Genomic DNA, 12,713 nt, shown 5'->3' on the forward strand with positions numbered 1-12,713 from the left:
CTCAGATCTCCAGTTCCTGTCCCAGCACGGCTCGCCAGGCCTGTGCCACGCAACCCCGCGCCTCCGCCACGGACTGCAGCAGCGCCGGGTAGCCGGCAAGACCGCAGGCGGCGGCAAAGGCGTCCTGCGCCACAGGCGGCGGGATGTCGCCGGCGGGAGCGAACAGCCGTTGCGCCACCAGCACGCGGGTCAACATGCCATGATGATGGGCAACGGCGGCCGGCAGTTGGTCGCGCGCCGCCAGTGTGGCGATCGCCTGCGGCAGATGCGGCTGCAACGCCGCGCGGTCGCGCAGTTGCAGGTAGTGGACCAGGAACTCCAGATCGACCAGGCCGCCGCGCAGCAGCTTCACGTCGAGCTCGCTCACCGGCGCCTTGTGCGCCGCCATCTCCGCCCGCATCGCCAGCACATCGGCGCGCAGGCGGTCGGGATCGCGGGGCAGGTGCAGGATGTCCTGCAGCAACGCCGTCAGCGCGGCGCGATCCTCCTCCGCGCCGAACATCGGCCGGGCGCGGGTCAGGGCCATGTGCTCCCAGGTCCATGCCTCCTCGCGCTGGTAGCGGCCGAAGCTGTCCAGGCTGACGGCCAGCGGCCCTTGTGCGCCTTGCGGGCGAAGGCGGGTGTCGACCTCGTACAAGGCCCCTTCGGAAGTCGGCACGCTGAGCGCGGCGGTCACCCGCTGCGCCAGACGGTTGAAGTAGAGCGAAGCGGTCAGCGGGCGCGGCCCATCGGATTCCACGCCGATCTCGCCGGTGAACAGATAGACGAGGTCGAGGTCGCTGGCATGGGTCAGCGCCCCGCCGCCCAGCCGACCCAGGCCCAGCACCAGCAGGCGCCCGCCGGGCACGCGGCCATGCGCCACCTCGAACTCGGCAGTGGCGGCCTCTGCCGCGCAGCCCAATGCCGCCTCCGCTACCCGGCCCAGGCCATCGGCCACATCCAGCGCATCGTGCCGCGCCATCACCAGCTGCGTACCCAGCGCGAAGCGTTCCTCCCCCACCACCTGTCGAATCCGGTCGAGCCGCGCCTCCAGGTCGCCGGCCTGGCGGTCAACCGGCTGCATGGCCTGCTGCAACGCCGGCACGGATGGCGGCAGGTCCAGCGCGGACCGGTCGATCAGCCGGTCCAGCAGCGCCGGACGATGCGCCAGCGCGTCTCCGAGCGGGCGCGACAGGGTCAGCAGGCGCAGCACCTCTTCCAGCAGACCGGGGCGCTGTTCGAACAGGCGGAACAGGTTCACGGCGGAGGGCAGGCGTGCCAGCAGCCGTTCCCACCGGGCCATCGCCTGCGGAGGATCGGGCGCCTTGTCGAATGCGTCCAGCAGCCAGGGCAGCACCGCATCGAAGGCCACCCGCGCCTCCGGCCCGCGCAGGGCGCGCAAGGTCGCGCGCCAGCCGGCCACCCGCTCTGCATGATGGTGCGCCAGGGCGGGCATCTGGGGCGTGGAGCGGTCTTCCCCCAGCAAGGTGTCGTAATGCCCGGCGACGGTCCGGGTCAGCGCGTCGAGTTCCGATACCAGCGCCGCGCCATCCGGCAGGCCGTCCAGCCGGGCGACATTGTCCAGGGCGGCGGCGCTGTCCGGCAGGCTGTGCGTCTGCCGGTCATCCACCATCTGCAGCCGGTGCTCGATCGTGCGCAGCCGGTCGTAGGCGGTGCCCAGCGCCAGCGCGGTCTCCCCGGCGATCAGCCCTTCGGCCGCCAGCGCGTCCAGCGCGGCGCGGGTGCCGCGCAGGCGCAAGGCGGGCCGCCGGCCGCCATGGACCAGCTGGTGCGTCTGGGCGAAGAACTCGATTTCCCGGATCCCGCCGCGCCCGCGCTTCAGGTCGTATCCGGGGCCGGGCGCCTGCGGTCCGTCATACGCCTCCCGGATGCGGCGGGTCAGCCGGCGGATATCCTCGATCGCGGTAAAATCCAGGCTACGGCGCCACACGAAGGGGGTGATCGCCTGCAGGAACCGTTCGCCTGCCGCGATGTCGCCGCCGGCGGCGCGGGCGCGGATGAAGGCGGCGCGTTCCCATGCCACCGCGCTGCTCTCGTAATGACTCAGCGCCGCGTCGAAGGAGATGGCTGGCGGGCTGACCTCGCTGGCGGGCCGCAGCCGCAGGTCGACGCGGAAGACGTAGCCTTCCGCCGTCTGCCGGCTGAGCAGTTCGGTGATTGCGCGGGCATAACGCTGCGCGGTTTCCGCCGGTTCGTCGCGCGGGCGACGGGGCAGAGTGACGGGGTCGTAGAGCAGGATGGGGTCGATGTCGGAGGAATAGTTCAGCTCGCCGGCACCCTGCTTGCCCAGGGCCAGCGCGACGAAGCCCGCCGGCGCGGCATCGGGCACGCGGGCGGTGATGGCGTGCGTGATGGCCCGGTCCAGCGCATGATCGGCAAAGGCGCTGAGTTCCGCCATGACCCGCGCCGGCGGGAAGGCCTCCGCCAGATCGCCCACCGCCAGCACGGCGGCCAGAGCGAGCCGCTGCTGCCGCAGTTCGGAGGCCGTGTCGGCGGCGGTGATGGCGCGGGCGCGCTGCAGCGCCTCCTCCGCCCGCCCGTCCGCCAGCAGGGCGACGAGCTCCGGCTGCCGGTCCAGTGCGCGCGCCAGAAATGGGGAATGGCGCCGGGCGCGGTCGATCGCATCGGTCATGGCTTCGATCGGGGCATGGTCCATCGCCCTTGCGTATGGACGGCTTTGCCCCCGGTTCAAAGCCTTGCCCTGTCGTGGCCGGGGTGCCAGTTGTGGCGACAGATACGGGTCAGGAGGTTTCTTGCATGCTGCGAATGGGTCTGGTCGCCGCGACGGCGATGCTGCTGGCCGGCTGCGCGACGGCGAATGGCGGCTGTGCGGCACGCACCGACGCGGCCGCACCCGCGATCAGCGCCACCACCCTGCAGGAGGTGGTCCGCACGCTGGCGTCCGACGAGTTCGAGGGCCGCGAACCCGGTACGCCGGGCGAGGAAAAGAGCGTCCGCTACATCGCCCAGCGCTTCGAGGCCGCCGGCCTGCAGCCGGGCAACAATGGCAGCTGGTACCAGGAGGTGCCGCTGGCGGAGATAACCGCCGGCAATCACGCACCGCTCGCGATCGGGGACATGCTCTTCACCCATGCGACCGACTGGGTGGGCGTCACCTATCGCGAGCAGGAGCGGGTGGACCTGACCGACAGCGAGCTGGTCTTCGTCGGCTACGGCATCAACGCGCCGGAGCGGAACTGGAACGATTATGCCGGGATCGACATGCGCGGCAAGACCGCGGTGATCCTGGTCAACGACCCCGATTACCAGAATGACGGGCTGGACGGGCCGTTCGGCGGGCGGGCCATGACTTTTTACGGCCGCTGGACCTACAAGTTCGAGGAAGCCGCCCGGCAGGGCGCGGCGGGCGCGCTGATCGTGCACGACGCCTTCCCTGCGGCCTATGGCTGGAACGTGGTGGAAAGCAGCTGGACCGGCCCGCAGGCGCATGCCGCCCGGGCCGATCGCGGCGCCAGCCAGACGCTGATGAATGGCTGGGTGCAGAAGAACGTGGCGGAACGGATCATCGCGGCCGCCGGCCGCGACCTCGCCACGCTGACCGCCGCGGCGCAGCGCCCCGGTTTCAAGCCGGTGCCGCTGGGCCTGACGGTGAGCACGGGATTCGACAACACCATCCGCCGCTTCGCATCGAAGAACGTCGTCGGCCTGCTGCCGGGGGCGGAGCGGCCGGAGGAATATGTGCTGTATTCCGGGCACTGGGACCATCTGGGCCGCTGCACGCCGGCACCGGACGGCGACGACATCTGCAACGGCGCAATCGACAACGCCACCGGCATTGCCGCGCTGGTCGCGCTGGCGGAGGCGAACCGGGCGGCCGGGCCGGCGGCGCGCAGCCAGGTGTTCCTGGCGGTGACGGCGGAGGAATCGGGTCTGCTGGGCTCCGAATATTACGGTGCCAATCCGGTGTTCCCGCTGGCGCAGACGGTCGGCGGCGTGAACATGGATGCGATCGCGATGGCCGGTCCGGCGCGCGACGTGACGGTGATCGGCGGCGGCAAGAGCGAGCTGGACGCGGTGCTGGAACAGGCGCTGGCCGCCAGCGGGCGCACCATCACCCCCGATCCGTCGCCCCAGGCGGGCTATTACTACCGGTCGGATCATTTCAGCCTGGCGAAGCGCGGCGTGCCGATGTTCTACATTGATAGCGGGCAGGACCTGGTCGAAGGGGGCACCGCGGCCGGTGCTGCCTATGACGCGGCCTATCGCGACAATGCCTATCACGGGCCGAAGGACGAGTACGATCCGGACTGGAACTGGGACGGCATCGTCAGTGATGTTGGCCTGTTCTATCGTCTGGGCCGGATGCTGGCGGATGGAGACAGCTGGCCCAACTGGTACCCGGATGACGAATTCCGCCGCATCCGCGATGAAAGCTGCGCCGCCAGCGCGAAGGGATGTTGATCGTATCATGAGTGAATGGCGCATGCCGCCCGAATGGGCGCCGCAGGATTGGCTGTGGATTGGCTTCCCGCATGATCCGGCCGAATGGCCCGACCTTGCCGCCGCGCAGGTGCAGATCGCCGCTTTCGCCAGCGCAGTGGCGGAAAGCGGGCAGGAGGTGCGCCTGCTGGTGCGCGACGCCGCCAACGAGATGCGCGCCCGGGCGCTGACCCATGGCGCAGTGCAGCTGGAGCGGCGCGGATTCGGCGATGTCTGGTTGCGCGACACCGGCCCGCTGGTGCTGACCGATGGTGCGGGCAACCGGCTGGGGCAGCGGTTCGGCTTCAATGGCTGGGGCGGCAAGTTCCTGATGGAAGGTGACCAGACGATCGGTGCCGAGCTGGCGAAGGATGCTGGGCTGACCGTGCGGACGGGCGACTGGGTGCTGGAAGGCGGCGCGATCGATGGCGACGGCACCGGCCTGGTCGTCACCACCGAGCAATGCCTACTGAACCCCAACCGTAACCCGCACCTGTCGCGGGATCAGATCGAGGCGCAGCTGAAGGCCGATCTGGGCTTCGCGCGCGTGCTGTGGCTGGGCGAGGGTCTGCTGGGCGACCACACCGATGGCCATGTCGACAATCTGGCCCGCTTCGTGGGGCCGGGGCGGATCGCCATCCCGCAGGCCAGCGCAGCCGATGATCCCAATCGCGCGATCTTCACGGATGCGAAAAGCCGGGCGGAGGCGGCGGGGCTGGAGGTGCTGGCAGTGCCGTCCCCCGGCTGGATGGGCGAAGGCGACCAGGCGGAGCCCGCCAGCTACATGAACTTCGCCATCTGCAACACGGTGGTGGTGGTGCCGGTCTATGGCTCCCCGCTGGATGCGGAAGCGGTGGCCACGATCGGCGCGATGTTCCCGGATCGGGCCGCCGTGGGCGTGCCGGCCGATGCGGTGCTGGGCGGCGGCGGCAGTTTCCATTGCGCCAGCCAGCAGATGCCTGCCGCGGGCTGGGCGGCGGCCCGCCGCACCTGATGCACGATTTGTGCGGTGCAGCAAAGATTTGATACCTTCGGCTGCGGAAACTGTAAGCCGTCAGGCGCATATGGTGGTCTGGGTCGCACTCAAATCGAAGGACTTCCATTGTGGCAAGACACAGCGCCGATCGTGCGCAACGGCGCGAGGCATGGCTCGGCAGCCTGCTGCTGTTCGGATTCGGCTGCAGCGTGCTGGGGTTCATGGCGGCAAAAGACCGGCTTCCCTGGCTGACGGCCGATAATGCCCGCGTCACGCTGACCAAGGCTGCCGCCAAGTTGAACCCCGAACTGGGCGAGACGGTCGGGAATGCAGTTACCCGGTGATTGTCACCTCATCCCCACGGCTCGGCCACATCATCGCCAGCGTCTGGAAGCCACTGGCGCTGCTGTTCATCTGGGACGTGATCGTCACGATCACCTATTACCTGCTGCCCTTCACCGCACCGGGCCTGCCGGTGACGCTGTTCGGCACCGCCCTGGCGCTGTTCCTGGGGTTCCGCAGCAACTCCGCCTATGCCCGCTGGTGGGAAGGGCGGCAGCTGTGGGGGCTGATGATCAATGCCAGCCGCAACATCGCCCGCGCGGCGGTCAACTTCCTGCCCGACCCGCAGGCGGCCGGGCTGAAGCAGCGGCTGGTGCGCCGGCAGATCGCCTATGTGAACGCGCTGCGCTGCCAGCTGAGGCGGCAGCCCCCGGCGGGAGTGGTGCACCACTATCTGCGGCAGGGCGAAGCTGACGAGGCGCTGCGCCGGGTGAACATCGCCAACGGCATCCTGGACGGCAATGGCCGGCTGATTGCCGAGGCACGCGACAAGGGTTGGCTCGACACGATCCAGCAGGCGCAGATGGAGGCGGTGCTGGTCGACATCGCCAATGCGCAGGGCGGGATGGAGCGGCTGAAGAACACGCCGCTGCCGCATCAATATCGCTGGCTGCCGGTCGTGTTCACGCATCTGTTCTGCGTGCTGCTGCCGATCGGTCTGGTGGAGACCCTGGGCTATGCGACGCCGCTGGGCTCCACCATCGCCGGCCTCATGTTCCTGGCGGTGCTCACCATCGGTGACGAACTGGTCGACCCCTTTGCGGACAGGATCCACGACCTGCCGCTGACACAGATGTGCCGCACGATCGAGATCGATCTGCTGCAAGCCATCGGCGAGGACGCGCCGCCACCCATGCAGGCGGATGCGAGCGGGGTGTTGTGGTGACGGGAACCCCGGCCTGAACGCGCCATTCCCGTGAGAAGGGAGAGGCGCAATGCAGCGAGGGACAAGGTCCGCACTGATTCTCGGCTTTGCGCTGGGCGGCTTCTTTGACGGCATCCTGCTGCACCAGATCTTGCAATGGCATCACCTGCTCAGCTTGGTCCCCGGCGTGGACACCCTGCGCGCGCAGGTGCTGTGGGACGGGTACTTCCATGGGTTGATGTATGTGATCGCTGCCATCGGCCTGTGGGGTTTGTGGCGCGCGCGCAACCATGGCCGGATGGTGTCGGGGCGGGTGATATTGGGTGCCCTGCTGGCGGGTTTCGGCCTGTGGCACTCGGTGGATGCGGTGCTGTCGCACTGGGTTTTGGGCATTCACCGGATCAGGATCGACAGTCCCGATCCGCTGCTGTGGGACCTGCTCTGGCTGTTCGGCTTCGGTCTGGTGCCGCTGGCATTCGGCTGGTTGCTGCTGCGGGGCGGGGGCACGAGGGGCGGTCGCCGGGGCGCCACCATTGCTGTCGCGGTGGCAAGCCTGGTGACGGCGGGGCTGGCCGCATGGTCGCTGCGGCCGCCGATCGACCAGCGGTTCACCACGGTGGTGTTCGCGCCGGGCGTCGACGCGGGGCTGGCGATGGCGGCGGTCCGGTCGGCCGATGCGCGGATCGTCTGGTCCGATCCGCGCATGGCCGTGCTGGTGCTGGACGTCCGGCCGGCGGAGCGGCTGGGCTTCTACCGCAACGGCGCCCTGCTGGTCAGCGGATCAGGCGTGCCGAGCGGCTGCTTCGGCTGGAGCAAGGGTGTGGCCTGAGGCCGTTTCCGCCCGTCAGTGATGGCCCGCATGGGCGGCCGGCACCGCTGTCGCAGCCGGCCGCGCCGCGAGCCACGCCTCCATCTGCGCGATTTCCGCCTGCTGCGCGGCGATGACTGATTCGGCCAGAGCGCGCGCCTCCGGGTCCTTGCCGTGCTCCAGCTCTATCTCGGCCATCTCCACCGCGCCGCGATGATGGGCCAGCATGCCGCGCATGAAGGCCTCGTCCGGATCGGCCGGGATGGACGCCATGCCTTCATGCATGCGGGCATTGGCGTCCGTGTAGGCCTGTTGCGCGGCATTCAGCGGCGCTGCGGCCTCGGTAGCAGGTGCGGCGGGTGCCTCGGCCTCCTGGCACGCGGCCAGCAGGGCGAGCGGGGTAAGCATGGCAAGGCGCATCAGTTCTGCTCCTGCAGGTCGGGTGCCAGCGCGGCCTTGCGCAGCATGGCGATGGCATCGTCCAGCGGCATGAACTGCTGCTGCTGCTCGCCCAGCGTGCGGATGGCGACGGTCCGCTCCTCCGCCTCGCGCTTGCCGACCACCAGCATGTGCGGGACCTTCTTTACGGAGTGTTCGCGCACCTTGTAGTTGATCTTCTCGTTGCGCAGGTCGCTTTCCACCCGGATCCCGGCCGCGCGCAGGGCTGCCGTCACCTCGGCGGCATAGCCGTCCGCGTCCGACACGATGGTCGCCACCACCGCCTGCACCGGCGCCAGCCACAGCGGCAGGCGACCGGCGTAATGCTCGATCAGGATGCCGATGAACCGCTCATAGGATCCGAAGATCGCCCGGTGCAGCATCACCGGCCGATGCCGTTCGCCATCCTCGCCGATATAGCTGGCGTCCAGCCGTTCGGGCAGCACGCGGTCGGACTGGATCGTGCCGACCTGCCAGGTACGGCCGATCGCATCGGTCAGGTGCCATTCCAGCTTGGGGGCATAGAATGCGCCTTCGCCGGGCAGTTCTTCCCAGCCCTTGGCAGGATCGGCCAGGCCGGCCTCGACCACCGCCTGGCGCAGCTCGTCCTCCGCCTTGTCCCAGTCGGCTTCGGACCCGAAGCGCTGGTCGGGCCGCAGGGCCAGCTTGATGGCGTAGGAGAAGCCGAAGTCGCGATAGATCGAATCGGCCAGTTCGCAGAAGGCCCGTACCTCATCCACGATCTGCGGTTCGGTGCAGAAGATATGCGCATCGTCCTGCGTGAACTGGCGCACGCGCATCAGGCCGTGCAGCGCGCCATGCGGTTCGTTGCGGTGGCAGCAGCCATTCTCGTACAGGCGGATCGGCAGCTCGCGATAGCTGGTAATGCCCTGCTTGAAGACCAGCACATGCGCCGGGCAGTTCATCGGCTTCAGCGCCATCCACTGCGCATCGCCGCTGACCACCGGGCCTTCATCGGCGATGTTCGGCACTTCGTCGGGCACGACGAACATGTTCTCGCGATATTTGCCCCAATGGCCGGACTTCTCCCATTGCCGGGCGTCCATCACCTGCGGGGTCTTGATCTCCTGGTATCCGGACGCGTCGATCTTGCGGCGCATATAGGCTTCCAGCGCGCGCCAGATGACGAAACCGTGCGGGTGCCAGAAGACGGAGCCGTGCGCTTCCTCCTGCAGGTGGAACAGGTCCATCTCGCGCCCCAGCTTGCGGTGGTCGCGCTTGGCGGCCTCCTCCAGCCGGGTCAGGTGTTCGGCCAGCTGCTTCTTGTTCAGCCAGCCGGTGCCGTAGATGCGGCTGAGCATCGCGTTGTTCTGGTCGCCGCGCCAATAGGCGCCGGACACGCGCGTCAGCTTGAAGGCGGCCGGGTCGAGTCGCCCGGTGGAGGGCAGATGCGGGCCACGGCACAGGTCCAGCCAGCCATCCGGCGCATCCACCGGCCCGCTGCGATAGATGGTCAGCGCCTCGCCGTCGGGCAATTCGGCGGCCCATTCGGCCTTGAAGGTCTCGCCATGCTCCCGGAACCAGGCGACCAGCGCCCCGCGCTCCCACTCCTCGCGGATCAGCGGTTTGTCCGCCCGAATGATCTCGCGCATCTTCTCCTCGATCACAGGCAGATCGTCATCGGTGAACGGGCCGCGCGCGCCGGGGGCGAAGTCGTAATAGAAGCCGTCATCCGTCGCCGGGCCGAAGGTGATCTGCGTATCGGGCCACAAGGCCTGTACCGCTTCCGCCAGCACATGGGCGTAATCATGGCGCGTCACCTCCAGCGCGGCCGATTCGTCGCGTGCGGTGATCAGGGCGAGGTGCGAATCACCTTCTATCGGCCGGGACAGGTCGCGCAGCTCGCCATCGACGCTGGCCAGCATGGCGGCCTTGGCCAGGCCCGGCCCGATCGCCGCGGCAACCTCCAGGGCGGTGGTGCCACGCGGCATCTCGCGAATCGAACCGTCGGGAAGGCTGATCTTGACCATTTCGCTCATCGCGGGTGCTTTTCTTCGCTGAAACAATGGGACTTTGCAGATGCCGGGGCGCCATGGCACAGGGCCGCCGCAGGGGAAACCCCGCGGCAGACACCTTCCACTTCATACCATGTTTGGTAAAGGAGCCGGGAACGGTGCCGTATTGCGACAGTATTGTCGTGTATCGCACCGGCAATGCTGCATTGCGAGATGTGACTTGCCTTAACCGATCGTTAGCTTTAGATGTTTGGTAATCGGCGGGTCAGGAATGGCCCTTAGATGGAGAATGGACATGAAGACATTGAAGACTATCGTGGCCTCGCTGTCGCTGGCCACCCTCCTCGTGGGCCACACCGCAGTCGCCGCAACGCGTTCTGTTTCTTCGCTGCCTTCCAGCGGCGTGTCGGCTCCGGCCTCGGTTGACCGCGTTGGTGGTTCGCTGGGCGAGGCTGAAGGCCTGGGTGAGACTGCTGGCGGCGCTGGCCTGATCATCGCGATCTTCGGTTCGATCGCTGCTTTCCTGGTGTTCCTGGAAGCAGTTGGCGCAATCGACATCATCGGCGGTGACGACGATGATGACAGCCCGGGCTGAACCTGAACAAGGTTTGATCCGAGAGATTTGAGAAGGCCCGCAGCCATCTGCGGGCCTTTTCTTTTGTCCGCAGGATACGTGGGCAGCAGCTTTGTTGCCCCGGCACGGCGATGTGCTATCCGGTTGGGGCAAGGCTCGGGCCAGGCACAAGGGGGGCGAATGCGACTGGACGGAATTCCGCGCCATGATTGGCTGGCCATGGTGTTCGTGGCCGCGGCCTTGCTCCTGGGCGGGGGTGGTTCGCCCGCGCCACACACCGAATTGCTCCTGCAGGTGCTGACCTGCTTCGTCCTGCTGTTGTGGTTGTGGCTGCCAGCCGCCGGGGGGCGGGTGCCGGTGCCGCGCGATCGCCTGGTGTGGGCGATCGGCATTCTTGCGCTGGCTTTGCCTGCCCTGCAATTGCTGCCCCTGCCACCTGCCTGGTGGCAGGCCCTGCCGGGGCAGGAGGGCAGAGCTGCCGCGCTGGCGCTGGTCGGCGCGGCGGATGAGTGGCAGCCGCTCAGCCAGTCGCCCGCGCGCACGCTGGCGGCCTTGCTTTCGCTGGTGCCGCCGCTCTTTGCCGGCTTCGCGGTCGCGGCGCTCCCGGTGACGGGGCGGCGGCGCGTGTTGGCGGCAGTGGCGGCGACCATCCTGTGCTCGGCCGTGCTCGGCGCGGCGCAGGTCAGCCTGGGAGGCGATTCGCTGCGGTTCTATGCCGAGAGCCACAGCCGATACCTGGTCGGGTTTCAGGCCAACCGGAATGCCCAGGCCGACATCCTGCTGATCGGGGCGCTGGCCGCAGCCGCGCTGTTCGTGTCGGTGATCGCCGCGGGCGGTTTGCGGCGCCGGCGCGAACGCACGGCGGGGCGAGTTGGCACGCAGGCCTGGTGGCTGGTGCTGGGCGGGGTGCTGGCGCTGCTGCTGCTGGCAGTGGTGCTGACCGGATCGCGCATGGGTATCGGACTGATCGCGGTCACCCTGCCCGCATTGTGGCTGATCCTGCGCCCGGTCTCAGGACGGCTGAACCGCCGAATGGCGGCCGTGCTGGCCGGCGGTGCGGCATTGCTGCTGATTGTCGGGTATGTGTTGTTGCAGGGCAACACGATGGTGCAGCGCAGCGCGGAACGCTTCGACGCGCGCAGTGATCCGCGTGGCGAATTGTGGGAGGATACGCTGTTCGCGATCGACGCCGCGTGGCCTGCAGGCGTGGGGCTTGGCGGGTTCCAGCCGGCGATGCTGGCCGCGGAAAGGCTGGAGGTTCTGGACGGCACGCGGCCTAACCGCGCGCACAATGATTACCTAGAACTGGCGCTGGAGGGTGGCCTTCCGGCAGTGGTAATCGGGGTCGCCGCAATCGCATTGCTGATGGCACTGGCGATCCGCGCGTGGCGCCGCCGGCCGGAGGACCGGGCGCAGATCCTGTGCGGTTGCGGCGTGCTGCTGGTCATCGCCCTGCATTCGTTCGTTGATTATCCGCTACGATCCATGGCATTGGCATGCATGTTCGGGGTGGGAACGGGATTGCTGGCGGCTCCGCCGCGATCCGGTGCTGCTCCCCTTCCGGGCAGGACCGTCATGTCCAACGCGGGGGTTGAACTTGCTGCATAAGGTTTCGAGTGTCCTGACCGGGGTGGGCTGCGTTGCGGCACTGTCAGCATGTCAGCCCCAGCTCAAGAGTGATCTGCCCCTGGGCGCGCCGGCCTACGCAACGCTGGGCGGGGCAGTGCTGCCCCCCACGACCGCGTATCAGATCCGCCCGGGTGACCGGATCTCCGTCTCCCTCTTCCAGGAGCCGGATCTGTCGCAGCCGGATCTGATCGTGGACGAGGCCGGCACCGTGAATCTGCCGCTGATCGGTGCGGTGCAGGTGGGCGGCCGTTCGGCCGACGACGTCTCGCGCGAGATCGAGCGGGCCTATGGCGCACGGTACCTGCGCAATCCGCAGGCCACCGTCACCCTGCGGGAAGCGCGGCCGTATACCGTCACCGTGGACGGCGAGGTCGATCAGCCCGGCGTGTTCGAGATCCGTCCCGGCTACACCTTGGTGAGCGCCGTCGCGCTGGCGCGGGGTACCACGCCGACTGCGAAGACCGATGAAGTGCTCGTGATCCGCGCGATCGACGGCCAGCGGGCCGTCGCGCGCTTCGACATCAACGCCATCCGGGCCGGACGCATGCCTGACCCGCAATTGGTGCCCGGTGACCAGGTGATCGTCGGCTTCAGCCGGGCACGTGGCCTTTATAACGATATCCTGCAAGCAGTGCCGGCCGTCGGCGTGTTTGCGCGATTCTGAC

Annotated in this window: 11 protein-coding genes; 8 read left to right on the forward strand and 3 right to left on the reverse strand. The window is 68.4% G+C overall.

Features of this window, described 5'->3' with window-relative positions; genetic code table 11:
• Position 1: 1 nt before the first annotated feature.
• Positions 2-2,656: a [protein-PII] uridylyltransferase family protein gene (locus tag D5S08_RS11940; protein WP_121118822.1), complete on the reverse strand. Its 2,655-nt coding sequence runs from the start codon at positions 2,654-2,656 to the stop codon at positions 2-4.
• A gap of 101 nt (positions 2,657-2,757) precedes the next feature.
• Between D5S08_RS11940 and D5S08_RS11945 the strand changes: the two genes are divergently transcribed.
• The 5 genes from D5S08_RS11945 (at position 2,758) to D5S08_RS11965 (ending at position 7,452) form a co-directional block, all read left to right on the forward strand.
• A complete protein-coding gene (locus tag D5S08_RS11945) occupies positions 2,758-4,422 on the forward strand; it encodes a M28 family metallopeptidase (RefSeq protein ID WP_121118824.1) in 1,665 nt (554 codons plus the stop codon).
• Positions 4,423-4,429: 7 nt separating this feature from the next.
• Positions 4,430-5,434, forward strand: a complete 1,005-nt coding sequence (locus tag D5S08_RS11950) for an agmatine deiminase family protein (RefSeq protein WP_121118826.1) — start codon at positions 4,430-4,432, stop codon at positions 5,432-5,434.
• Positions 5,435-5,544: 110 nt separating this feature from the next.
• The gene (locus D5S08_RS11955; RefSeq protein ID WP_121118829.1) at positions 5,545-5,760 is read left to right on the forward strand and encodes a hypothetical protein; all 216 of its coding nucleotides are present in this window, start codon (positions 5,545-5,547) and stop codon (positions 5,758-5,760) included.
• Positions 5,757-6,644 carry a bestrophin family protein gene (locus D5S08_RS11960; RefSeq protein WP_121118830.1) on the forward strand — a complete coding sequence of 296 codons (888 nt, stop codon included), beginning with the start codon at positions 5,757-5,759 and terminating at the stop codon, positions 6,642-6,644. The genes D5S08_RS11955 and D5S08_RS11960 overlap by 4 nt, the downstream gene beginning before the upstream one ends.
• Positions 6,645-6,693: 49 nt before the next feature.
• Entirely contained in the window at positions 6,694-7,452 is a 759-nt protein-coding gene (locus D5S08_RS11965) for a DUF2243 domain-containing protein (RefSeq protein ID WP_121118832.1), read from the forward strand.
• A 15-nt stretch (positions 7,453-7,467) separates the two neighbouring features.
• On the opposite strand, the gene copM is transcribed toward D5S08_RS11965, so the two are convergent.
• Together copM and thrS are read right to left on the reverse strand one after the other, a co-directional pair.
• A complete protein-coding gene (gene copM / locus D5S08_RS11970; RefSeq protein ID WP_121118834.1) occupies positions 7,468-7,851 on the reverse strand; it encodes a CopM family metallochaperone in 384 nt (127 codons plus the stop codon).
• The gene (thrS, locus tag D5S08_RS11975; RefSeq protein WP_121118836.1) at positions 7,851-9,869 is read right to left on the reverse strand and encodes a threonine--tRNA ligase; all 2,019 of its coding nucleotides are present in this window, start codon (positions 9,867-9,869) and stop codon (positions 7,851-7,853) included. The genes copM and thrS overlap by 1 nt, the downstream gene beginning before the upstream one ends.
• Positions 9,870-10,140: 271 nt before the next feature.
• Between thrS and D5S08_RS11980 the strand changes: the two genes are divergently transcribed.
• The 3 genes from D5S08_RS11980 (at position 10,141) to D5S08_RS11990 (ending at position 12,712) form a co-directional block, all read left to right on the forward strand.
• The gene (locus D5S08_RS11980) at positions 10,141-10,440 is read left to right on the forward strand and encodes a hypothetical protein (protein ID WP_126665549.1); all 300 of its coding nucleotides are present in this window, start codon (positions 10,141-10,143) and stop codon (positions 10,438-10,440) included.
• Positions 10,441-10,599: 159 nt separating this feature from the next.
• Entirely contained in the window at positions 10,600-12,027 is a 1,428-nt protein-coding gene (locus D5S08_RS11985) for an O-antigen ligase family protein (RefSeq protein ID WP_121118840.1), read from the forward strand.
• Positions 12,017-12,712: a polysaccharide biosynthesis/export family protein gene (locus D5S08_RS11990; protein ID WP_126665550.1), complete on the forward strand. Its 696-nt coding sequence runs from the start codon at positions 12,017-12,019 to the stop codon at positions 12,710-12,712. Before D5S08_RS11985 ends, D5S08_RS11990 begins: the two co-directional genes overlap by 11 nt.
• The last annotated feature ends 1 nt before the right edge of the window (position 12,713 follow it).

The organism is Croceibacterium ferulae, from assembly GCF_003660445.1.
Classification (GTDB): Bacteria; Pseudomonadota; Alphaproteobacteria; order Sphingomonadales; family Sphingomonadaceae; genus Croceibacterium; species Croceibacterium ferulae.